At 37.0% G+C, this 24,167-nt stretch carries 17 protein-coding genes and 1 pseudogene; 13 read left to right on the forward strand and 5 right to left on the reverse strand.

All coding sequences use genetic code 11. The annotated features are described in order from the left end of the window. The first annotated feature begins 271 nt into the window (after positions 1-271). Positions 272-1,276, forward strand: a complete 1,005-nt coding sequence (locus tag ABJH90_RS07060; protein ID WP_348137907.1) for a DUF4421 family protein — start codon at positions 272-274, stop codon at positions 1,274-1,276. On the opposite strand, the gene ABJH90_RS07065 is transcribed toward ABJH90_RS07060, so the two are convergent. After that, positions 1,269-3,002, reverse strand: coding sequence for a carboxypeptidase-like regulatory domain-containing protein (locus ABJH90_RS07065; RefSeq protein ID WP_348137908.1), 1,734 nt, complete (start codon positions 3,000-3,002; stop codon positions 1,269-1,271). The two genes, ABJH90_RS07060 and ABJH90_RS07065, sit on opposite strands and share 8 nt — an antisense overlap. A gap of 355 nt (positions 3,003-3,357) precedes the next feature. Between ABJH90_RS07065 and ABJH90_RS07070 the strand changes: the two genes are divergently transcribed. The 4 genes from ABJH90_RS07070 to ABJH90_RS07085 all read left to right on the forward strand — a co-directional run bounded on the left by ABJH90_RS07070 (position 3,358) and on the right by ABJH90_RS07085 (position 9,937). After that, positions 3,358-4,821 (forward strand): alpha-L-fucosidase, encoded by a 1,464-nt coding sequence (locus ABJH90_RS07070; protein ID WP_348137910.1) that lies wholly within the window; start codon positions 3,358-3,360, stop codon positions 4,819-4,821. A 105-nt stretch (positions 4,822-4,926) separates the two neighbouring features. Next, entirely contained in the window at positions 4,927-5,622 is a 696-nt protein-coding gene (locus tag ABJH90_RS07075) for a nitroreductase family protein (RefSeq protein WP_348137912.1), read from the forward strand. Between the two features lie 290 nt (positions 5,623-5,912). Further along, on the forward strand, positions 5,913-8,858 hold the full coding sequence (locus ABJH90_RS07080) for a hypothetical protein (RefSeq protein WP_348137914.1): 2,946 nt from the start codon (positions 5,913-5,915) through the stop codon (positions 8,856-8,858). Continuing rightward, positions 8,855-9,937, forward strand: coding sequence for a transporter substrate-binding domain-containing protein (locus ABJH90_RS07085; protein ID WP_348137916.1), 1,083 nt, complete (start codon positions 8,855-8,857; stop codon positions 9,935-9,937). Before ABJH90_RS07080 ends, ABJH90_RS07085 begins: the two co-directional genes overlap by 4 nt. Positions 9,938-10,101: 164 nt before the next feature. Here the strand turns inward: ABJH90_RS07085 and ABJH90_RS07090 are convergent, their stop codons facing one another. Beyond that, on the reverse strand, positions 10,102-10,365 hold the full coding sequence (locus tag ABJH90_RS07090; protein ID WP_348137918.1) for a hypothetical protein: 264 nt from the start codon (positions 10,363-10,365) through the stop codon (positions 10,102-10,104). A 371-nt stretch (positions 10,366-10,736) separates the two neighbouring features. Here ABJH90_RS07090 and ABJH90_RS07095 point away from each other — a divergent pair, with 371 nt between their 5' ends. Beyond that, entirely contained in the window at positions 10,737-13,280 is a 2,544-nt protein-coding gene (locus tag ABJH90_RS07095) for an adenosylcobalamin-dependent ribonucleoside-diphosphate reductase (protein ID WP_348137920.1), read from the forward strand. Positions 13,281-13,612: 332 nt separating this feature from the next. Then, positions 13,613-13,840 (forward strand): hypothetical protein, encoded by a 228-nt coding sequence (locus tag ABJH90_RS07100; protein WP_348137922.1) that lies wholly within the window; start codon positions 13,613-13,615, stop codon positions 13,838-13,840. 97 nt (positions 13,841-13,937) lie between these two features. Here the strand turns inward: ABJH90_RS07100 and ABJH90_RS07105 are convergent. From ABJH90_RS07105 to ABJH90_RS07115, 3 genes and pseudogenes are all read right to left on the reverse strand, one after another. After that, positions 13,938-14,093, reverse strand: a pseudogene (locus ABJH90_RS07105) (DUF6090 family protein); the annotation flags it as partial. A gap of 493 nt (positions 14,094-14,586) precedes the next feature. Next, entirely contained in the window at positions 14,587-14,817 is a 231-nt protein-coding gene (locus ABJH90_RS07110; RefSeq protein ID WP_348137924.1) for a hypothetical protein, read from the reverse strand. A 54-nt stretch (positions 14,818-14,871) separates the two neighbouring features. After that, on the reverse strand, positions 14,872-16,713 hold the full coding sequence (locus ABJH90_RS07115) for a pyruvate kinase (protein ID WP_348137926.1): 1,842 nt from the start codon (positions 16,711-16,713) through the stop codon (positions 14,872-14,874). Positions 16,714-17,147: 434 nt separating this feature from the next. On the opposite strand from ABJH90_RS07115, the gene ABJH90_RS07120 reads away from it, so the two are divergent. The 6 genes from ABJH90_RS07120 to ABJH90_RS07145 all read left to right on the forward strand — a co-directional run bounded on the left by ABJH90_RS07120 (position 17,148) and on the right by ABJH90_RS07145 (position 24,140). Continuing rightward, entirely contained in the window at positions 17,148-17,480 is a 333-nt protein-coding gene (locus ABJH90_RS07120) for a hypothetical protein (RefSeq protein ID WP_348137928.1), read from the forward strand. A 61-nt stretch (positions 17,481-17,541) separates the two neighbouring features. Beyond that, positions 17,542-19,077 (forward strand): DUF1254 domain-containing protein, encoded by a 1,536-nt coding sequence (locus tag ABJH90_RS07125; protein ID WP_348137929.1) that lies wholly within the window; start codon positions 17,542-17,544, stop codon positions 19,075-19,077. A 163-nt stretch (positions 19,078-19,240) separates the two neighbouring features. Then, positions 19,241-20,305 (forward strand): metallophosphoesterase, encoded by a 1,065-nt coding sequence (locus tag ABJH90_RS07130; protein WP_348137931.1) that lies wholly within the window; start codon positions 19,241-19,243, stop codon positions 20,303-20,305. A 478-nt stretch (positions 20,306-20,783) separates the two neighbouring features. Further along, positions 20,784-21,527 (forward strand): DUF6090 family protein, encoded by a 744-nt coding sequence (locus ABJH90_RS07135; RefSeq protein WP_348137933.1) that lies wholly within the window; start codon positions 20,784-20,786, stop codon positions 21,525-21,527. A 4-nt stretch (positions 21,528-21,531) separates the two neighbouring features. Then, the gene (locus ABJH90_RS07140) at positions 21,532-22,272 is read left to right on the forward strand and encodes a DUF6090 family protein (protein WP_348137935.1); all 741 of its coding nucleotides are present in this window, start codon (positions 21,532-21,534) and stop codon (positions 22,270-22,272) included. Positions 22,273-22,721: 449 nt separating this feature from the next. Beyond that, positions 22,722-24,140 carry a hypothetical protein gene (locus ABJH90_RS07145; RefSeq protein ID WP_348137937.1) on the forward strand — a complete coding sequence of 473 codons (1,419 nt, stop codon included), beginning with the start codon at positions 22,722-22,724 and terminating at the stop codon, positions 24,138-24,140. The last annotated feature ends 27 nt before the right edge of the window (positions 24,141-24,167 follow it).

A 24,167-nucleotide genomic window follows, 5' to 3' on the forward strand; every position in this document is an offset into this window, starting at 1 on the left:
AAGCAGTAATAGCACAATAGATTAGACGAAATTAGCCGTCTAAGTTTACAAATTACGAAGGCAAATAGACCTACTACATCTTTATAATTAGAATTCTTGAAACAGGAACTTAAAGAAATAAAATAATTAAAAGAGTCGACTTATTTTAAGTATCTTTAATAGACATTCTAAATATTAGATTATTCCAGATTTTTTAATGGATGACAATAACAAACCACAACGCATTAGTTCCTTTTGGAGATTTATAATTTTCAAAATTAAAATCAAAACAGTGATTGGTTTTGTTAACAAAAGAAAATTATTACTACCTCTTTTTTTTCTGATTAATGCACTTTGCTGGTCTCAGAACTTAGATAAAACAGATTCTGTCCGAACTACAAATCTAATAGATTCCTTACTTATTGATCGTGATCTTCGGAACTGGTCTGTTAGACTCTTCGGAGATATTAGAGCGCAGGGATTTAAATTGTCTAATGATAATGCTGCCTTGAAATATATTCCGAATAACTTGTTTGGTGTTGGTGTAGGAATAGCGACACGAAAGCTAATTCTCGATATAGCATTTAATTTAAAGGATGAAAACACTGAAAATACGGATCGTTTTGACTTTCGAGGTGGCTTTATATTTAATAAAAGTGTTATCGATTTTTATTTTCAGATCTATGATGGATTTAATGTTGAAAATTCCGTAAATAATACGACCGTCTTCAGAGAAGATATAAAATCAATTGCTGGCGGCATTGATTATTTATACCTTTTCAATGCCGGTGAATACAATCAGACATTGTTAAGATCAGGACTTAAAGATCAAAAACAGAATATATTTTCTTTTGGGATAGGTGGGTTCCTGGTATATAATCAGATTTCTGCAGATAGTTCTATTATTCCTATGGAGTTTGAACCTTATTTCAATGAACAGGCTAGGATTACCAATTTCACTAATTACGGAATTGGCATACTAGGTGGTTTGGTTAGCCTCTATAAACTCCCCTCAAACTTTTATATTGGGATTACTGCAAAAGCAGGTATTGGCCTAACTATTAAAAATGTAGAGACAGAGACCTCATCCTATAATCCGAGCAATCCTATGCTTTATAAACTAAATGGATCGGCGCTTTTTGGATATAAATGGAACCGTTTTTACACCAATATAAGCCTGGGGGTCTCTGCAAACATGTCCAATCTGGATTTTGGAAATAATGGTGCTTTTACTCTTGTAAGAGGAAAGCTTGCGCTCGGGTATAGAATAAAGAGCAACAAAAAGTTGCTTAATTAACCGAGAGAGTAACTAAATTATCGAAATCAGTTAATTTTTGATTTACATCCTTCAACGTCAAACGATAGACAGACACATGAATTTTTTGAGAAGGTGTGTTATAATTTGTGAATTTGGTTAATTTCAAATAGACCGGAGATGATTTTTTATTTCCTCTGTAATTAACATTTATCTGCCACTTTCCCGGTAGTGACCCATCAACAAAGAATTCTTCAGAAGAATACCCAACGATTTTCTCGTTCTTGATGCGCTTAGAAGAATTTTCTAACGAATGTTCCCAGATAAAATTATTTTGTTGCGGATTAACAAATTCCAAATCAAATTCTGCCTCACTGTCATTCCATTCAAAAAATAATCTGGTTTCGCCCTTATTCTTATTATAATTTGTGAAACCAACTACATTCGAATCCTCCATAAAATCTGTGCTATGAAGTACAAATAGATTGTTCATTTCTCCATCTATTACTTTTTGAATAGCTGAATTATCATCGGAGAAAATACCTTCGTTTATTAAGTATTGATAACGAATGTACATGCTTGCAGCTTTTTTGTAATTTCCATTTGCTCTATAGCTATTTGCCATATCCCGGTAGGATTGCATATATTCTGGCCTCAAAATAAAAATCTTTTTGTACAGTTCTTTGGCCTTAAAGTGCTCTTTCGTATAATCCAGAGCAAATGCCATGGCTTTGGCATAAATAGGATTTCTTTCTACTACATTTATATTTTTCTCCAAAATTAGTTTGGCAAAAGCTTTATCCCCTGTATCATGAAAAAATAAATACGTATCAATAATAAAATGTGGGTCGTTTGCATATCTCAGCAAATATTTTTGATAAACTTCCCTGGCAGCAAAATTTTCTTTGCATGAATATAATTCCTTCAAATAACCGGTTGCATTACTACGATTTTCAGTTACCGCATCATTATTATAAATATTATTACGCATGAGTGCCCTGTCATAATTTTTTGCAGTTTCAGAATCTCTCCTAATCGGAGAGCCAATAGTATTTATAACCACCACTCCCCCTCTGGCAATACTACCATACCGCACCCTACCGGCTAATCCTGAAATTATCGCTATCCGGTCAATATTTTCCACAGTTATAAAAGGAAGCTCCCTTAAGACCATTCCGTCTAAATCATAAATTGCAGGAATTGCTCTACCTCCTAGTTGAGGTCCCCCTCCCCTAATATAAACTTCTCCTCCAAAGATATTTACCCCGGCAGCCCTTCCCCTCAATGCAGTTATTACATCTATTGCTCCCGGATTTAAATCATCCCCATCCACTAATTTTATAGAATATCCTACTCGGTTTGCATCCAGATAACCAAATGCGGTACTCAGGATATTCTTATTAACCGCATATTCTAACCTTAAGTAATCCTGATTATTGATATTATTTTCGGCAACTACAACTTCTTTTAGTGCTTCTACCTTTATTTTCATTTCGATGTTTAATCTTGTGGTAACATCTTCCACCACTATTTCTACATTTTGCATACCGGCATAATTGAAGACCAATACTTCAGACGGTTCAGCAGTTATAAGATATTTACCATTCTCATCTGTAAACGTCTCTTTAAAGCTATTTTGAACTTGAACAGATACATTTTGGATTGGAGTGTTTCCCATGGTCACAACCCCGGAAATTTCATTCAGGCTATTTATGCAATGTGCCTGAAATGAAAATATTAAAGCGATAAGAACAACAATCTTCCTCATAATACCAGCATTAAATAATTTGAAATCCTTTATCTGAATATAAAAAAAAAAAGGGATTTTGCCAAATCTGCTGATCTTTCGTCTTTAGGGGGTAGTTAATCCCTTCATTTTATAAATAAACAATAAAATACAGGAGAAAATATCTTATAGCTATTAGCTGTCTTCCAATTAACCGGATTGCCTTAGAGGTTGGAATCATGATTAATATATTATTTGCAACACAAGTGTTCCTGTAAGGATGTGTTTTTAATTCTTTTGGATGCAAATAAAAAAGAATCCCTATAAGGATTCTTAGAAGTTGATAATCCTAAAAATAAATTTTAGCTTTGATAGGTTCATTGTAAAATATTTTTGGATGAAAGTACCTATTTTGAAACGCAGCCATAAAACTAAAAACATTCTTTATCCAGTGATGTTTTTTATCATTATTGCGATGTTGTCCTGCAAGGAACAAGCTAAAAAAAGTGACTCTAATGAAGAGGTTAAAACTATCAATTACCTGGAAGAATCTAACGATTCATTTGATGAACGAATGAAATGGTGGCGCGATGCTCGTTTTGGAATGTTCATCCATTGGGGTCCCTATTCGGTGCCTGCCGGAATTCATAATGGTAAAGAAGTGGATAATATCGGAGAATGGATAATGAACAGTGCCCAAATTCCGATATCTGAGTATGAAGAATATGCAAAGCAGTTCAATCCACAGAAATTCGACGCAAAAAAATGGGCCCGGACAATGAAAGAAGCTGGGATGAAATATGTGGTGATCACCTCCAAACATCATGATGGTTTTGGCCTATGGGATTCAAAAGTATCTGATTATGACATTGTAGATTTCTCCCCATATGGCCAGGATATATTAAAGGCACTTTCAGAGGCCTGTAAGGAGGAAGGCATAAGGTTTGGAGTTTACCATTCAATAATGGATTGGCACCATCCACAAGCCCAGGGTCCCAACTATCCTGAATACAACACACAGGATTCTCTAAAGATGAATTCCCAATTCCCGGAGTATTACACCAATTATTTAAAGCCACAAGTAATGGAACTTTTAGAGAATTATGACCCTGAAATAATATGGTTCGATGGGGAATGGATACCCGAATATACCCATGAAATGGGGCAGGAAATGTACCAATATCTTCGGGAGTTGAAACCGAGTGTAATCATCAATAATAGGGTTGATAAAGGAAGACAGGGAATGCAAGGCATGAATAAGGAAGATGACGTTTATGCCGGCGATTTTGGCACTCCGGAACAAGAGATATTGGAAGGGACCGCCAATGTTGATTGGGAGTCCTGTATGACCATGAACGATACCTGGGGCTATAAATTAAACGACCATAACTGGAAATCTGCAGAGGTAATGATACATAATTTGGTTGATGTAGCATCAAAGGGAGGTAACTATCTTTTAAATGTAGGACCCACTTCGGAAGGCGAAATTCCTGAACCGAGTTTAGAAAGACTCCAAGAAATTGGTGATTGGCTTCGTACCAATGGTGAAGTAGTATATGGAACAGAAAAACTTAAAACACATTTTAAGCAAGGTGACGACATACGCTTTACGAAAAAAAGAGAAGAACAGATTATTTATGCCATTTCTTTAAAAGTTCCAAAAAAAGATCTTGTTCTGAAATATGTGAAACCGAACGAAGGCGGCAAAATAGAACTAATCGGATATGGTGCCCCTCTTAACTACAGTTACTCAGAAGAAGAAGGGCTTTTAATAATTATACCTGAAGATGCCATTAGTACCACCGGCAACAAATATGCATGGTCCTTTAAAATCAATGGTGTTGAGAGAACTAGAAAATGAAACCGATTTATTTTGTAAATCGAACTATTGTTGGATTAGATGTAAATAAAAAAAAGACATATTAGGGCTATTCACCGACAATAACAACGACCCAAACATGGCATCATGACTAAAAAAGAAATCGTTTTAATCAATGGATATGAGCATATATCCTTTGAGCAACCATATCAATATACCCAGGAAGAAATGCTAGCCCGTAGCAAAACTTATTATCAATGGTTAGACAAACGCCGTTCTATAAGGATGTTCTCAGACAAAACTGTACCTAAATCTGTAATAGAAAATCTAATTCTATCGGCTTCCACCGCACCCTCAGGAGCTCACAAACAACCCTGGACGTTTTGTGCTATTTCCAATAAGATTCTGAAATCAAAAATTAGAGCAGCAGCAGAAACAGAGGAAAAGAAAAGTTATGAGGGCAGAATGAGTGAACGATGGAAAAAAGACCTTGAACCTCTTGGAACAGATATGAATAAACCATTTCTGGAAACGGTACCCTGGTTGATTATTGCATTTAAAAAAACATATGAATTTAATGAAAAGGGCGAAAAACAAAACAACTACTACGTAAATGAATCCGTTGGAATTGCCTGTGGGATGTTGATTACCGCAATTCATAACGCCGGACTCGTTACATTAACCCATACACCAAGTCCCATGAATTTTTTAGCCAAAATATTGGAGAGGCCAGCGAACGAAAAAGCCTATATTCTCTTTCCGGTGGGATATGCCAATGAAGAAGTTTATGTGCCTAAAATTCAAAGAAAAACGTTGGATGAAGTAAGTTGTTTTTTTGAGTAAGAGTCAAAAAAAAAGGGTGCCTTAAAAACAAAAAAAGTGCAACATTTCTGATGGACTTTTATCTCTGATCTAAATCAGGAACAGCTTATTGGGCTTTCTGAAATGATTACCCATAGAATTGTTGTCGGCTATTTTTTGGGCAAAGAAATTGAAGAAATCCATATTAAAAAAGATGAGTAACAAAACACAGTTGGCCCTAATTTTGATCAACAATTAACTAATGATAAAATGAAAGAATGATCACAGATCTTATGCTGATAGAGGTTAATTTTTTCCTATATTAGTTTCTAATGTTAACAAAATTGAACAAAGTAATTCTCTGCCTTTATTTGTGCGGCATATCTTTTCATATTTCTGCACAACAGTATGGCTATGTTCAATACAATTCTGACTCTGGAGCCCCTTTTGACAAAGTATCGACTGTTCTTCAGGACCAGGAGGGCTTTATATGGATTGGCAGCCAAAATGGTTTGTATCGATTTGATGGAATCCAATTTGACAATTATAGCATGCATACCAAGAGTCAATTCATTCATCAGATTCATAAACGTGAAGATCAGCTGCTGTTCGTAAATGATATGGGTATCTATCAAATTGACGATTTACTCTACCAACCTAAGGTAATTCCGTTACTAGAAGGCACAATCGACGAAACGGCCGGGCTTCCTTTTTATCCCAACGATTTTGCTCTGGGTAATGATCGAGATATATGGCTTACTCAATCCAACCACAGCATTGGGAGATTGCAGCAAGGAGATTTCAAAACCTATCCATTTTCCTTAACGAATAAAGCACAAAAGCTTGCGATACATGAAGACTCAAAGGGAGGCATTTGGGTGCTGAGTCCATTGGATGGATTATTCTACTTTGATAAAGCCACTAATACTTTTGAAAAAAAGCTGAACATTAAAAATGGGAATACCTTATTGATTCACAAAGATTACCTTCTGGTGGGAAGCGATGCAATTCATGTCTATACCATTAAAGAAAATAAGCCCCGGCCAACTAAAACAATTGAGCTGGATGATGATCTGATTACTGCTATGTATGCGGATCAAAATGATCAATACTTCATCGGGACCCGGAAGGGAAAGTTATTTAAAGTATCTAATTTAGACAATCCTCCTCAAACTATTTATGGTGCCAATGAAGCTCACAGGGTACAAGAATTGGATTTTGGACATATCTATGAAATTTATGTAAGCACAGATACCAAAGGTAATAATGATAAACTTTGGGTTGGTTCGGAAACCGGACTTTGGCTGCTCCAACAACGCTTTTTCAAAACCGTTAAAAATTTACCCTTGAATAATCCTATCAGTATTTCAATGGGAAAGCAAGGTAAAGCCTGGGCACCCATTAATTATTTATACGAAATCTCTCCCCATGAAGATGAATTCGTCGCCAGGCCCATCTATGATAATTTGCAGGCAACTGCGGTTGCTCAGGACAAAGCTGGATTCATTTGGGTAACAACGGCTACGCCAAAAGTTGAATTATTAAAATATGCCAATAACAAGATCGTTAAACGATATGATGATTTTCATGATCGAGGAGAGACCATTTTCAATCTTTATCCGGATAGTAAAGGGAACCTTTGGTTTTGCCAGGCCCCTTTGAATAAACCCATTAATGGCATTGCAATGATCAATGCAAAAGGAGAAATCAAGTATTATGATGAGACTAAAGGTTTTTCCAGTAGGGTTCTTGCAATCAAAGAAGGTTCCCGGGGCGAAATATATGCCGTAGGTATAGGTGAAGAAAGCTATTTGTATCGCTTTGATCCAGATCAAGACCGATTTGTAAACCTTAGTCCTAACCTTCCTTTTTCAGCTATACTCAATTTTGAAGCCCATGATTTGACCATTGACGATCGTGGTGTTGTATGGTTGGCTACCACAGATGGCTTGCTTCGCTACGATGCTGAAAAAATTACACTGATACAAAATGATATTTTAGGTCAGGAAGAGGTGAGAGGAGTAACACATTATTCCAATAATAATATCTGGATCTCCACTGCCACTAAAGGACTGGTTTTTCACCAACAAAATACTTCCACCATTTTAGGTGAAATAGAAGGTTTACCTGCAGTTATTAGTGCTTACCGATGTATCACTACAGATGCTGAGGGACGCCTTTGGGCAGGCACGTCTGAAGGCCTGGTATACTCACGTATGTCTGCGGCAACCCTTCCCTACTCCAATCCGCCAAGGATTAGAAAGATCATTATCAATCAAAGGGAAATTAATGAAGGCTTTAATGAGGTATTAAAAATAAAAAATAATGATGATCTCAACGTGCACTTTACGAATTTGTCCTTTCCTGCTAAAAATGTTCAATACCAATACAGACTGCTTTCCAAAGAAGATAGACAGATCATGTTGGAACAACAGCTCTGGCTATCAAACGGAAATAACAATTCGTTAAGGCTAAGCCAATTTGAAACAGGTGATTACTACCTGGAATTAAGAGCCAGACAACCTGGAGGTTACCAATGGAGTAAGCCTTTGGAAATTCAGTTAAACGTATTCCTGCCCTTGTATTTGCAAACCTGGTTTATTTATAGTTCCATTGGTCTGCTAGTTTTATTCGTTTCCTATTATTTTCGTTTTTATGTAAAGCGACGTTTCAACAGATTACAGCAAGTCCTGAAATACTCCAATGAAAAGTTAGCGATGAAGGAAGCACAACTCCATCAAAAGATTCGGGAATTTGAAGAGCAGCAAGCAGAATTGGAAAATGCAAATTCGAATATCCATGCCCTTGAACTATTCATCAAAGAAATTCCCAAAAAGGCATCCTGGAACGATATTATCACAGCGATGGGTAAAGCTGTTGAACAATCTTCAGATATAAACGCTTTTGAAATTGCATTTAAGGAAAAAAATGAAATCGTACACAAGGGTTTTTCCAACCAGGAACGAAGTGGTTATACCTTTAGAAGCAAATCCTTCAACACCAAAACCAGTTTAACATGCTGGGCTATGGAAAACAGTAAGGAAGTCTTAATTAACGACTTCAATAAGGAGCATACAATGTATATTCAAGAAAAGGCTGCCTACCGTTTTAGTTCCTTATTGTTTATTCCTTTTACTTTAGAAAATGATCAGCCGGTCGTATTATGTGCCTACAGTATCCAGAAAAATCATTTCGACCCTAATGATTTAGTTATGTTTAGAATTTTAGCCCAATTTATCCACTTTTCCATTCACGAGGAAATAACGAAAGAGGTATGAAGAATCAATGGTTTCATATATTAATCATATTCTTGTTGGGGGTAAATAACCTACAGGCCTTTACCCAAGGAGATACACTTACCGTAGGGATTTATCATAATCCACCCTTTGTAATAAAAACAGAAGATAATAGTTTTGAAGGCCTGAGTATTGAGTTATGGGAAAATATAGCACAGTCTGCCGATCTGACTTTTCGATATGAACTATATTCAGATTTCATCGGTATTTTAAAAAGGCTTGAGTACCAGGATATCGATCTAACTATTAATCCTATGGATGTGAATGATTCGCGGGTTAATAAATTTGACATGACGCAGCCCTATTTCATTTCCAGTATTGGAGTAGCTATTCCCTACTTAAATCGCTCCCCCTTAACCGTTTTTGTCAGTAATATTTTCTCACTGGCTTTTTTGGAAATTATACTGTTACTCATTTTTGTAATTTTTGTCTTTGGTTTTTTTCTATGGCTTGTTGAACGAAGGCACAATAAATTTCAATTCCGTCCTGGTCTGTTAGGCCTGTTTGACGGTCTATGGTGGTCAGCGGTAACCATGACAACAGTGGGATATGGCGATAAAGCTCCCAAGTCGAATATGGGCAAAGCGATTGCCATTATTTGGATGTTTACTGCAGTGATCATTATTTCGAGTTTCACTGCTGGCATAGCTTCCACTCTAACTATAAGCGGATTACAAACCGACATAAAAAATTCCGAGGATATTCGGTTGGTGAAAAATATTTCCGTAGTGGGTGCTACCAATGGAGAGTCCTATTTAGTGCAAGAGAATATCCCTATCCATAAGACTTATGCCTCGCCAATTCTTGCCCTCAGAGCACTTGCCAAAAAAGAAAATGATGTACTGCTATACGACCGGACTATTTTGCAATATTACATCAATCGGCTTTCATTAGATGAAAAGGTGAAACTACTGCCCTTTACTTTGAAAGAGAACTACCAAAGTTTTATGCTACCGAAGAACCACCCCGCTTTTGACCTGATTAATGTTGGTTTGATGAAGGAAATCCACAAGGAACGCTGGGGTGATTTACAAAGAAAGTATGATGTTAAGGGGAAATAAATAAAGGAGCTATATTTTGAGAATTCGATATCCCATTGGTCATCTTCTGATAATGTTTTGTATTCGCAGAGGGTCATTAAAAACAAAAAAGTCCAGTATTTAGCTGGACTTTTATCTCTCTTTACGATGAAGTGAGCTTGCTCTACTTCAGCGGTCTCTTTTTATTAGTTGCAAGTAGCCCCCAATAATTCAAAGGCCGCAATGAATTGATCAAAGGTTGCTCCTTCTAATTCTTCTGTTTGTTCCACACCGGCAGTAGTTATTGTAACTGTACCATCTCCGTTGTCACAATATTCACTAATAACTTCTTCATCTAATATAGTAAGGGAACATGTTTCACAGTTCTCAACTACCTCATCATCATCACTACTACAGGCAGTAAATCCAAGTACTCCTATGGCTAAAATTGCGATCTTTATTCTTTTCATAATATTATTTGTTTTTAAATTATGGTTGATTCGGGTTTTTCACCTGTATAATAACCTCAAAATGAACTTTTTATTATATTTTGTAAGTAGATACCACAAAATATATCCAACATTTCTGCGATGAAGTGAGCTTGCTCTACTTCATGGCTACCCCTCTTTGGCTCGTACAATGGACAGCACAATTAAAAATTATTGATAGAAAATATTTAATTAATTTGTTAACATTTTTTTGTTGATAAAATCGTATGTTTCTTATTATCAATGTGTTAACTGATTAAGCTTGTAAACTTCATGACTTTTATCATAGAATAGCTTTTCAGTTAATCCCAATTTTACTTCTTCATTAATAATCTCCTAAAGAAAAATCATCCATGTCCGTAAAAATTATTCCCTCCAAAAGAAAAACTTATTCTCAAGAAGAAGCCTATCAGTCTAGTTTAACCTATTTTGAGGGGGACGATCTCGCAGCCACAGTATGGATTAACAAATATGCTCTAAAAGATTCTGAGGGAAATCTCTATGAGATTAATCCGAATGACATGCATAAACGGATTGCGAAAGAAATAGCTCGTGTAGAACAAAAATATCCCAATCCCCTTACCGAAGTTGAGATTTTTGATCTGATTAAAAACTTCAAATATATTGTACCACAAGGAAGTCCAATGGCAGGTATTGGTAATCCATTTCAAATTGCCTCATTGTCTAACTGTTTTGTGATTGGGAATGAAGGCGCTTCTGATTCCTACGGAGGCATAATGAAAATTGACCAGGAACAGGTACAATTAATGAAACGGCGTGGAGGGGTTGGACATGACCTGTCCCATATCAGGCCAAAAGGATCAGCGGTTAAAAATTCTGCTTTAACCTCAACTGGCCTGGTACCATTTATGGAGCGTTATTCCAATTCTACTCGCGAGGTAGCACAAGATGGTCGCAGGGGAGCCTTAATGTTATCGGTTTCAATTAACCATCCTGATGCGGAAGATTTTATTGATGCTAAAATGCAGCAAGGCAAAGTCACAGGGGCCAATGTATCTGTTCGGATTGATGATAATTTTATGAAAGCCGTTGAAAGCAACAATACTTATATCCAAAAGTTCCCGGTTCATAGCGACACTCCAAAGGTTTCAAAAACCATTGATGCCAAATCCTTATGGGATAAAATTGTACATAATGCATGGCAATCTGCAGAACCTGGAATCTTGTTCTGGGATACCATTATCAAAGAGTCGGTACCCGATTGTTATTCAGACCTTGGTTACAAAACAGTCTCTACTAACCCTTGCGGAGAAATCCCGCTATGCCCATATGATTCTTGCAGGTTATTGGCCATCAACCTATTCTCATACGTGGAAGACCCATTCAAAAGTACGGCCAACTTTAACTTCACTTTGTTCAAAAAACATATTGCTGCTGCCCAACGCATCATGGATGATATCATCGACCTGGAACTTGAAAAAGTGGAGGCCATTCTGGGAAAAATAAAATCGGACCCGGAATTAGAGGAAACTAAAACTGTGGAGGTGCAATTATGGGAAAAAATTAAAGAGAAAGCGATACAGGGCAGGCGCACAGGCATTGGTATTACGGCCGAAGGAGATATGTTGGCAGCATTGGGCTTGCGATATGGAAGTAATGAAGCGAATGAATTTTCTATTGAAGTGCATAAAACAATTGCAATGGAGGCTTACAGAGCATCCGTGGACACTGCAAAAGAACGTGGGGCCTTTGAAATTTTCGATGCAGCCAGAGAGAAAGAAAACCCTTTTATTCTTCGAATAAAAGAAACTGATGAAAAATTATATTATGAAATGCTGGAATACGGACGAAGAAATATTGCCCTATTGACTATTGCCCCTACCGGTACAACAAGCTTAATGACCCAAACTACTTCAGGTATTGAACCCGTATTTCTCCCGGTATACAAACGCCGGAGAAAGGTTAATCCAAATGAGCAGGATACCAAGATTGCATTTGTTGATGAAGTAGGTGATTCCTGGGAAGAATACATAGTGTTCCATCATAGGTTTAAACAGTGGATGAAAGTAAATGGATTGGATACTGAAAAAAAATACAATCAGGAAGAGCTAGATAAAATTGTGGCTACATCTCCATATTACAAAGCTACTTCCAATGATGTGGATTGGTTAAGTAAAGTTCGTTTACAGGGCTCCGTTCAAAAATGGGTAGATCATTCAATAAGTGTTACCATAAATCTTCCCAATGATGTCACAGAAGAGATGGTGGGTAAGTTGTATATGGAAGCATGGAAGGTTGGCTGTAAAGGAGTCACGGTCTATCGTGATGGTTCAAGATCAGGAGTACTGATATCTAATGAAAGTGAAACTGAAGAAACGCTTACGGCCTTTCCTGTAAAACGACCTCAAGTCCTGGAAGCAGATGTGGTACGTTTTCAAAACAATAAAGAAAAGTGGATTGCTTTTATTGGTTTAATTGATAAGCAACCGTATGAAATTTTTACAGGACTGGCCGATGATGAAGACGGGATTTTAATACCACGCTGGGTAAATGATGGGTTGATTATTAAGAATAGGGATGAAGATGGAACCTCACGTTATGATTTTCAATACAAAAATAAAAGAGGTTATAAAACAACCATTGAAGGCCTTTCGCATAAGTTCAACCCGGAATATTGGAATTATGCTAAACTTATTTCCGGCACCTTGCGACATGGTATGCCCATTGTAAAAGTCGTTGACCTTATCAGCAGTCTTCATTTGGAAGGCGAATCTCTAAATACCTGGAAAAATGGAGTAACCCGGGCTTTAAAAAGATATGTTACCGATGGTACCGAGGCAAAGGGGCAAAAATGCGATAATTGCCGATCCACTAATTTAATTTACCAGGAAGGATGTCTTATCTGTAAGGATTGTGGTTCCTCCAAATGTGGATAAATCTTAAGTAATAAAGCTTTTCCTGGAATTTATAGGAGTGGCTTACTAAACCAATAAGCATTTAAATCTCCTTTGGAACATTACTTTTGGTATAAATTATCAAAACATGATGCTTATCATTTTACTTTATGTTCTTCCTGCAGTATATTGATAGCAGATTATTAAAAGTTCCCTAAGGAAATCATTGCAATTAGTTTATATGTGGATTCCCGTAAATAATTTTTCTCCACATCTACTATACTTAATATACTATAGTTGTAGTTTGACCCCAACCGAAGAGAAATGATGTATCTGGAAAGCATAACTTACTTTAATCATATCAATAAGTAAACATGAAAACAACACTATTAAAAGACTTAAAAAAGATGTATCCGATACATAAAGGGAATGGCGAATATTATTTAAAATATCAAGAGCCTAGTTTATTTAAATTTTTAGCACCTGACCCAGAAGTTATAATGACTAATAAAAACTTAAATGAAATAATTGTCGAAAGGAGAAGAAGAATAAACTCCTATATGAGATATAGAAGAAAACAACGAGCAAAACGTATATCGTGAAAATGAATGTTTTTATTTTACTTTAATGAAGAGGTATATTCCTTAATGAGTTCTAGTATTTTTTAGCCCCATTGTTGTGATTTTCTATTTCTATAACTCTTAATTTCCGTTCCTCATTCCAATTATTGATCTGCAAGGCAATTAAAATCCCAAACACCACCAATACAATCTCGTCAATGGCATATTTAAGGTGTCTGCCTGTTTTATTTTCTGTGAGGAGGCGTTTTCTGATGTGTCTGAAGAACTTGATCATACTTGTTTATTTTTAATTCCAGCGCGACAGGCTTGTATCCAAACGCCCTAGCTGGCCCATAGCCGTCGCTATGTTCTGCTAAAAATGTCTGCCAGACATTTGATTTTGCATAAGCAATATTAAGTTTCTATATTGGAAGAAGTATATCATGTAAAATAAAAGTTGATGTTCTATTCTCTAATTTGCTGAATTAAACTAAGAGACTAAAAATCACCATAGAACTCTACCTAAATAGACCTCCACTCCACAAGAGTTGAAAGAGCAGTCGTTTAGATAACCAAATTACAATTTATCACATATAATTAATTCTATTTTGGTTAACTTAGTGTCCATGCCGCTATTGGCAGTAGAATATATATTAGACTTGTGATATGGAATTCGACCTCCTGGAATATCTTACTGAGTTTACTCACTATGAACTCTTAGAGTCCTATTATCTGGTGAGGAGTGCACTTGTCAGCGATGTGACAATATATATGACGATTCTTTTTGCCTATGTAACTGTAGCGTATTTTGTGAGAGCGAAGCTTTCCAAGTTCCAAGCAATTGCAATCTCTTCATTATACAGCCTTTTTGCTTTGTATATGATTTCTTCTGCATTCAATTCATCACGGATGGCATCGATTATTGGTTTTGCGTTTAGCGGGGTGGATAGCTCCAGGGATTCGATTATTTTAGTAACGATTTTACTGGTAACCTGGGTTTTCAGTATCATTTTATTCATACAGGCGCGTCGTATGGGAGACGCCTAACATCTTATTTTTAATATTTTATATTGCTAATGAATTGCCGCTCTTTCCATTGCTGGTGAAAGTTGTGCGTTTTTTTCATGGTACAGTTCCATATCCTTAAAGATGGTATCCAACAATTTAATGGCCTGGAGAATATAAGGTCCTTTGTTGAGCATAACGCAATCTGCTCGTTGTGCCATAGCTGCATCAGTCATTTCAGCACGTGAAGGAATACCTTCCTTTGCGAGGTTTTCTAAAACCTGTGTTGCCCAAATATCTGGCATATTTGCAGCTCTGCACAGTGAAAGTATCTCCTCCTGAACCCTGCCAATATTATCCCATCCGCATTCTATCGCCAGATCACCCCTCGCAATCATAATACCCACAGGATGGGTCCTCATCGCCTCCAGAAGAATTTCAGTCAGATGGTTAAAACCGCTTTGTGTTTCAATCTTAAGAATAATTCCGAGTCCTTTTGGAGCATCTAATTTATCCAACTCAGCAATGAGATCTCCAACATCCTGTCTACTGTTTACAAAGGATAAATTTACCGTATCTGCGTTTTGTGCCACAAATACCAAATCCTGTTTATCTTTGGTTGTTAAACCACTTATATCCAATTGACTAGTGGGGAAATTTATTCCTTTGTCGGCTTTTAGTTTACTTCCTCTTTCCCTGGCGTTAAAGACTTCCACAATCATTTCGTCTTGATTTACTTCTCGAATTACACCTTCAATTTTACCATCATCAAAAAAGATAGGCTCCCCTTCCTTAACCTGATTGAAAATTTCCGCTGAGGTACAGGAAATATGTGCATGGTTTATTAAATTGTCATCCGCATCAAGCTCGGCGGACTCCCCTGGTACTGCTTCCCGATGCAAGCGCAAAAAATCTCCGATGTACAACCTAATGAATTGTTCCACCCTTGGAAATTCTCCAACTAAGATCGGAGAAGAAGAGTAATCTGCTTTGGTATGTAATTCCATGCCGGTTTCCAAATAAGTGGTCTTACCACATAGAGCACTAAAGCCATTTTTTGTACTTCCAGTAATTCTAAATTCCCTTTTCTTATTTCTGGTATCTCTAAAAAATAACCGGTTTGCTCCCTTGAGTTTATCCAAGAAAATTAAGTCGATTGGGAGGTGTAACAGATTGGGGTTGTTATGTGGATCAGGGCCAATCCAGATTTCGCAATCTTTAATTACCTTTCCGTGCAAGTCCTTTGCAGGTCGGAATTTTTTAACCTTTGGCCCAGGGATCAAACCACCGGTCCTAATTTTGGGACCTCCCAAATCCATGGTAATCTTACATTTGCGTTTCAATTTTTTGGATGCTGCCCTTACATGTCCGATCATTAGACCCCATTCCTTTTCACCGTCATGTGCGCAATTAATACGTGCACAATTCATTCCATTGACAATCATCTCATGTGCAAGTTGATAATTATTGGCAACTTCTGAAGGAAGGGTAACCATTATCCGGGTACGTCGGCCTTTTGACCGGTATCCCAATAACGATTTGGCGTTGGATTTACCCAACCTGTTACTTTTTTTGAAAGTCAGTTTGGCCCTATCCATTTTAATCGGTTCATTGCTCAAAAACCCTTCCAGAATGGCCCTATTGGATAACAAACTTGCCATTACATGTCCTTCCGATTTAGCCAGTCGTGAAAGTCCCATATTCCCAAGTTTTTTTTGAATGGCCCTAATATCTTCTTTGCGAAGAGCTCGATAATGAATAAGATTATGGGCACTTTTGATGAAATTGGGATGCACCCGGGAGAGTTCTTCAGAATATTGCGCCTCAGCATGCTCCAAACGTTCTATGATTGCAGAAATTTCAGCTATAAGCCACTGAATTTTTGCCCGTTTTTTGCCAATTTTTTCCATAGCGCATTAGATTAATAGTCCAAGGGACTATAAATTTAATGGTTATTTGGCACATTTTTGTAATAGTTACATACTTATAATAAGCCAAAATCATTTAAATAAATGTGTAAGAGGGTCCTAGTAATTCAGCGAATAATTTTAATGTCCGACAAAATCGAATAATTATAATAATGTCCAAAAAAAAAAGCTGGCAAACCAAATATTTCTTTTGAACTAACTTTTCCAAAACCTTGTCATAATTAAAACCCACTTTTCACCTGTGACTATGACGATGATCATTCCCAAAGGCTGTGTAAAATTATATTTTAGTCATGAATTAATTTTAGAAGTATAGTAAAGTTATACATACATGTTAAAAATTAAACAATGAATGTATAGAAATTTTACAGGATGAGGAAATAGCATATTTGTTTAACTCTAAAACTATAAATATCATGAAAAGTGTAATAGAACGTAGAATAGAAGGCGTAGCATGGGGGCTTTTCTTTATATGGGTGGGTATTGCCTTTTTGGCAAATGTGAGTAATGGTATTGGACTTCTGGGTGTTGGAATCATTACCCTGGGAGGACAAGTAGCAAGAAGTTACTACAATCTAAAACTTGAAGGATTTTGGTTAGTTGTAGGTGCCTGTTTTGTATTAGGCGGTCTGTGGGACTTTATGGCCCCGGGATTCGCCTTGGTTCCCATTCTCCTTATTATAGCGGGTGCTGCGGTTCTTTATTCTGTTTGGAATAAAAGCATGTCAAAAAATAAGCAGGATTTATAAAGGAAATTGAGTTAGCCCTAATTGACCAAGATTGAGTGGTAATTTTAAAAAATAAGATCTTATGAAAACTAAATTCAACAAACTAGCAGCCATGTTCTTGATTCTTGTACTTTTCTCGTGTAACAATCAAGAGAAAGTAAACTCAAATACTGAAAGTACTTCAGAAGTTGAGCCAATAAAAAAACACATTGTAACACCATCGGTAGTTGAATCAGAGAGGCTTGGAACTCTAAGTTATTTTGATGGTTATCCTTCTAAAGAAACAGTTCAAAAAGTCTATGATAATCTAGACTTCAATCGTGGTGTTGAAGCTTTTCTTAATGGAATCCCAGCTGCGTCAATGCAAGCACTGATTAGCGGATTTAAAGGAGGTGGCCTTGATAAACTTGGTAAATTTGGAATATTCGAAACTTTAATGGATTCTAGATCCATCTTTTTAACACCCAATACCGAATCGGTGTACACCATTAGTATATTTGATTTAAAACAAGGACCTATTGTGGTAGAAAGTCCACCAAACACCTTAGGTATGATTAACGATATGTTTTTTAGGTATGTTACTGATTTAGGAAATGCTGGTCCTGACCGGGGGCAAGGTGGAAAATTTTTGGTGCTTCCTCCAAATTACAAAGGAGAGATTCCTGATGGTTACTATGTCGTACAATCTCCAACTTACCAGAACATTATTTTTTGGAGAGGTTTTTTAGAAAATGGAAACCCAAAACCAGCAGTAGAAAGTATAAAAGCAAATACTAATATGTATTTACTTAGTCAAGTGCATAATCCTCCAAAACCAGTTTTTATTGATTGGTCAGGTAAAAGATTTAACACTGTACATGCTAACGATTTTAAATTTTATGAAGAGTTGAATGAAGTAATTCAATATGAACCATCTGAAGCCTTTGAACCTCAAATTTTAGGTTTGTTTAAATCAATTGGAATTGAAAAAGATAAAGAATTTACTCCTGATACAAGATTAAAGGCAATCCTTGAAGATGCTATTAAGGTAGGTAATGCTACCGCAAGAGCCATCTCGTTTAGTCCTCGCAACAAAGAAGTATACATTTACCCTGATAGTTATTGGACAACTGCATTTTTAGGTGGATATCAATTTCAAACTAATAATGCTCGTGAACTTGATGGACGTACTCTTTTTCATTACATAGCAACAGCTGTTACACCCGCAATGGAAATTAAAATGGTAGGTGTAGGGTCACAATATGCTGCGACTTATAAGGATAGTAAAGGACAGTATTTGGATGGCTCAAAAACTTACAAACTGAATATCCCAGCCAATCCACCAGTAAAAGATTTTTGGTCAATTGTAATATACGACCCACAAACTCGAAGTATGCTTGAAACCGATAATCCTTTTCCGAGTGTGAATAGTGAACTTAGTGATTTAGAAATGAATAGTGATGGTTCAGTAGATTTGTATTTTGGTCCAAAACCTCCAGAAGGAAAAGAAAAAAATTGGATTCAAACACTTGAAAATAAAGGTTGGTTTGTTCTTCTTAGAATATACGGGCCTCTTGAGTCATGGTTTGATAAAACATGGCGACCTGGTGAAATAGTGCGTGTTACTAACAACAACTAGGGCTAACAATGTGTCATGCGCAATGGCGGAGAAAGTAGTAATTATAAAGGTTTGTGGCTCGCATCAATATTATTCGGTTTGATAGTGAAGAGCTCTGAATTCCGCCACTACGCATACACTCAACGTTGCAGCCAATTATAAGATAACACTAAATAATATGATTATGAAATCACAGAAATTATTTTACTTTAAAACTACTATAATCGCATTAGCAATTACAATGCTTTCTGGATGTACTCAAACAACTCAGGAGACTAATAAAGATGTTTCCGCATTTATTTATGATGAAGAGGCATTACTAAATGCGAAACCATGGACATCAAAGGATTTTCAAAATAAACCAGAGAACTTCCAGTTTGCCATTATTGGGGATCGCACGGGAGGTGCAAATGCACTGGGTACTTTTAATTTAGCTATGGATCAGATCAATTTATTACAACCCGAATTTGTAATTAATGTCGGTGATCTAATTGAAGGTTACCCTGAAAGCAAGGGCGAATTAGATGTCATGTGGGATGAGGCTGATAGTATGATAAGCAAATTACAAATGCCCTTCTTTTATACCATTGGGAATCACGATGTGAGCACCCCGGAGACCAAAGAAGCATGGCTCGAAAGAAGGGGTGTTGATTATTACTACTTTTTATACAATGATGTATTGTTTATAGTTCTTAATAGCGAAGATGATTCAAGACCTGCGCCTCCACCTGAAATAATGGAAGGAATCAAAATTTACAACAAATTACAGTTGGAAGACCCTGAAGCTGCGAAAGAAATGCTTAAAGAGTTCATGTCTGATGAGGCTGTAATTGCAGCTCTTGCACAACCTGTTGAATTCCTAGAAAAACAAATGAATTGGATTAAAAAAACATTGGCCGAAAATGCGGATGTTAGATGGACTTTTCTTTTTCTTCATGAACCATGTTGGGAAAATCCTTCAGAAAGCTTTAAGGTGATTCAATCAAAGCTTAAAAGCCGCAATCATACACTCTTTGCAGGGCATTTGCACTATTATGACTATGATAATATCGATGGTTACGAACACATCACAATGGGTCCTGCAGGCTCATCATTTCACCACGATGGTCCGGGAAATGTTGATCACATTATGTGGGTAACCATGACCGACGATGGGCCACAGATGGGGAATATTGCACTTAAAGGTCTCTTTGACAGGCGAGGTTTGGATACAACAATGTTTGGTGCTTATGACCGCAAAGGATATTAAAAATAACTGGCTACAACACATGGTATAGTGCATAAAAAAGCCAGTGTTTCCAGTGGCTTGTCTAATTTCGCTCCCCCTGCTGTTTTATTCTCGAACCAATTTCAAGATGACCTAAAGAAACTTTGTGATATAGTGGATTATGCCGACCTGCGCCGATCGGAGGGTCTTAGTGTTTATGGGTGATTTTATCCCAAAGCAGTATTGAACACATTAAAGTACCAATAATAGAAGATGAAGTTCACGATTGTTCACTTTAAGTTACTTTCCTTAATACCAATCAACTTAATGCATACTAGCATCGGAAAAGGTCCATCCGCAATATTTAATAATTCATTACCTTAGGAAGAACAACCAACTGCTTCCTTTCCATGATAAAATTCTTTAGAGGACAGAGCGTGTATCGCAAGAGACAAATTGGTCCGGTGGACCAATTTAGTGAATGGGCCAGCCTGCCGCGCTGGCGTTTAAAGCAAAAAGTATGATAAAATTTTTTAGGCGAATTAGGCAAAAATTTTTGACTGAGAACAAGTTCAGTAAATATTTGCTTTATGCCATTGGAGAAATTGTACTTGTAGTTATTGGTATTTTGATTGCCCTACAAATCAATAACTGGAATAATGACAGATTAAATAAAATATTGATTCTGAGCTATGCAAAAGGAGTAGCACAAGATTTAAATCAAGACATAGCCTTTATAGATGAATCAATAGAATCTTATAAAGGATTTATAACTGTAAAAGAATGGGGATTAAAAAAAACAAAATATAAAGTTTCCCAAAAGGACTCTCTCTTTTCTTATATCGCTACGGATTACAGAGAATACAAACTCACGGATCAGACTTTTGAAAAAATTAAAAATTCAGGACTCAATGAATTTTATCAATACAAAGATCTTTTCGATTCAATAAATAACTATTATACTATTCATGCCAGTAGATATAATAACTGGATCAATTGGGATGCCAGTTGGACGGCCAAAGAATTTGAGTATTGGTTGGGTCCAAATACCTTATATGAATATAAGGCGGGTAATGATTTTCCGCTTACTAAATCTGAAGATAAAAACTTAGACGATTTAATAAGTGCAATAACAACACCGCAGGGCAGAAATCTTATGGTATTTGGCTACTACAGAAAAATGATATTAATTTCAGAATTTAAAAAAATGAGAAGAAAGGCGAGTGAATTAGTGAACAATATAAATGCGGATATTAAAGAATAAAACTATGATCAATTTTTTTAGGCGAATCCGCAAACAACTAGCTGATAATAACAAGCCTTTAAAATACATGAGGTATGCCATCGGAGAAATTGTACTGGTCGTTATTGGAATTTTAATTGCACTTCAAGTGAACAATTGGAGAGAAGAGCAACAGGATATAAAAGATTACAATCTTATCATTAAAGAAATCGGAAACAACATTAGGTTAGATTCCATAGAAATGGGTATTGATATTAACGATATTAAAAACCAAATCAAATCTTTAGAATTATTGATGAATAAGTACAAAACAATTTCAAATGACTCCTTAAGCATTTGTATTGCAAGAATTATGCATACGCATTGGCCAGATTATAACACTACAGGTATTGAACAGTTAAAGAACGGCAAGAATGTGTCAATAAAAAAGGACTCGCTGATTAACGCCATTTATGACTATTATGTTTACTCATCCTACCAGGAAGAAGTTACTCCGATTTTCTTCACCACTCAGGTGGAAAAACTACGAGACTATCTCATTGATGTAGGATTACCTCCCGCAGGGGCAGGGGTTTATGCTGAAGTGAAGTTTGATGAAGATGATATAAGGGCTTACAAAAATGCGCTAAAAAAGCCAGAGCTTCAAATCCGATTGAAACACCTTCACAACAATAGAATCCATATGTTAGAATATTACCAAAAGCGAATGGAATTCAGATGCCACAGACTGCTTCATTTTTTTAAACTAGAAAATGAAAAGGACTAAATATCCTCAAAGTCATAATTAATTTCAAGACTATGCTTGAAAAATGACAAACGGGGTACGGCAACATACAATTAATAACTGTCTATCTCCTACCCCATCCTTATTATAAAAAGCCTACCAGGCCAACATCTGTCATGGTGTGGTGCGGACAATGGCATCCGGAAAAACGCTAGTGAAAAAAAATCATTATCATGTCATTGTTTTGGAAAGTCCCATAAAAGGTGAATTATCGAGACTACTAAAAGAGACTGTGTTTGGGACTCTATACAATAGTTTTTATGAGTTGAAAATTAAGTCAAGTATAACGGCCGTTTTTTGGGACATGTTTCCCCACAGGGATAACCGCAAAGAAGAGTTGTGCTTATCCGGAAATATTTTAGGGGGCATCAGTATATTTGTAACTGATATAATGAGTTAGCGCGCATTAACGAATACAAAATACTTTTAAAATGAACTTGAAAAAACTTTTTTATATTCTAAAAATTGGAATTGTATTTATCATTAGTTCACTCACCTCTTGTGGCGGACCAAGAGATGACGGATACTTTGTGGATGCAGAACACGGTGATGACAGCAACAGCGGTACCAGCCGTAAAGAACCTTGGCAAACTGTTGAAAAAGTCAACTCGATGATCTTTAAACCGGGCGACAACATCTATTTCAAACGGCAGACCTCCTATTCAAAAGGTCTTCAGATAAACGGCGACGGTACCGAGGACGCACCAATCCTCATTGGAGCCTGGGGAGAAGGTGATGCACCGAGATTTACAAATACGGATGACAGTGACTACAACGGGAACTGTATCCAGCTCAATGGCCACTATCAAATCCTTGAAAACATTTATTGCTTTGGCACCAATGACGCTCCGGGTCGCGGATACTTGAATGTGTGGAAGATTGGAGGAATAAAAATCAACCTGGGTGCGGACCACTGCATAGTGCGCAACAACGAAGTGGAAGATTGCCCGATTGGCATTAACTCCTATGGAGAGCACACTCTTATTACCGAAAACTACGTGCACGATTGCAACAGGCCAATTTTGTTTCCGTACTGGGGGCCGATTGGAATTCGCCTTGGCATGGGCAATCAGGAGGTTTCGTGGAATAAGATACATAACTATCACTCTATGGGTGGTGAATGGGGTGGCGATGGAGGCGCAATAGAAATTGATGACGGAAGGAACCCGAGAAACAACATTTACATTCATCACAATAAATCAAATGAGTGCATGGGGTTTTGTGAAATCAGCTACAACTTCGACATCTGCGGCAATGGCGGTGTTGATTGTGCAACTGAGAATAGAATTTATGACAACATTGTCATAGCATACAATGAATCTGCCGATTACAGGACTTTTACCCAGTTTTGGGCTCCTCTTTCAAATTCCTTTGTTGAAAACAACACCGTATACAGGAAGTGGGAATCTGCTGGCATTGAATCGAATGTTTTCTGCGAAAACGATGAGGACGGGCTAGCAACAGACAGCCCAACCACCTATAGAAACAACCTTGTGGTTGTGGTCGAAGAAGAAACCCGTTCCACGAATGGAAAAAGTAGTGGCATGGGCAACAGGATATATCTTGGATATCCACTTGCACAGATCAACCATAGCAACAACCTCTTTTACAATGTCGATGGTCCGCACATTCTCTTCAGTTCAACCGCTTCGGAAAATATCGAGCTTGAGGCAACAGCCATTATTGCAAATCCAAAGGTCGTGGACCTTGAAGAAGGTGACTACCACCTGACATATTTGAGTCCTGCCAGGGATAACGGAGCTGATGAGGGGCACTATGATATGGATTTGGATGGTAATCCAATAGTTGGAACGCGCGATATCGGCGCCTTCGAATACCAGTTAGAATAAGCCAGTATACACTCCTTAAAAAAGCAC

This window comes from Eudoraea sp. (assembly GCF_039969275.1).
GTDB lineage: Bacteria > Bacteroidota > Bacteroidia > Flavobacteriales > Flavobacteriaceae > Eudoraea.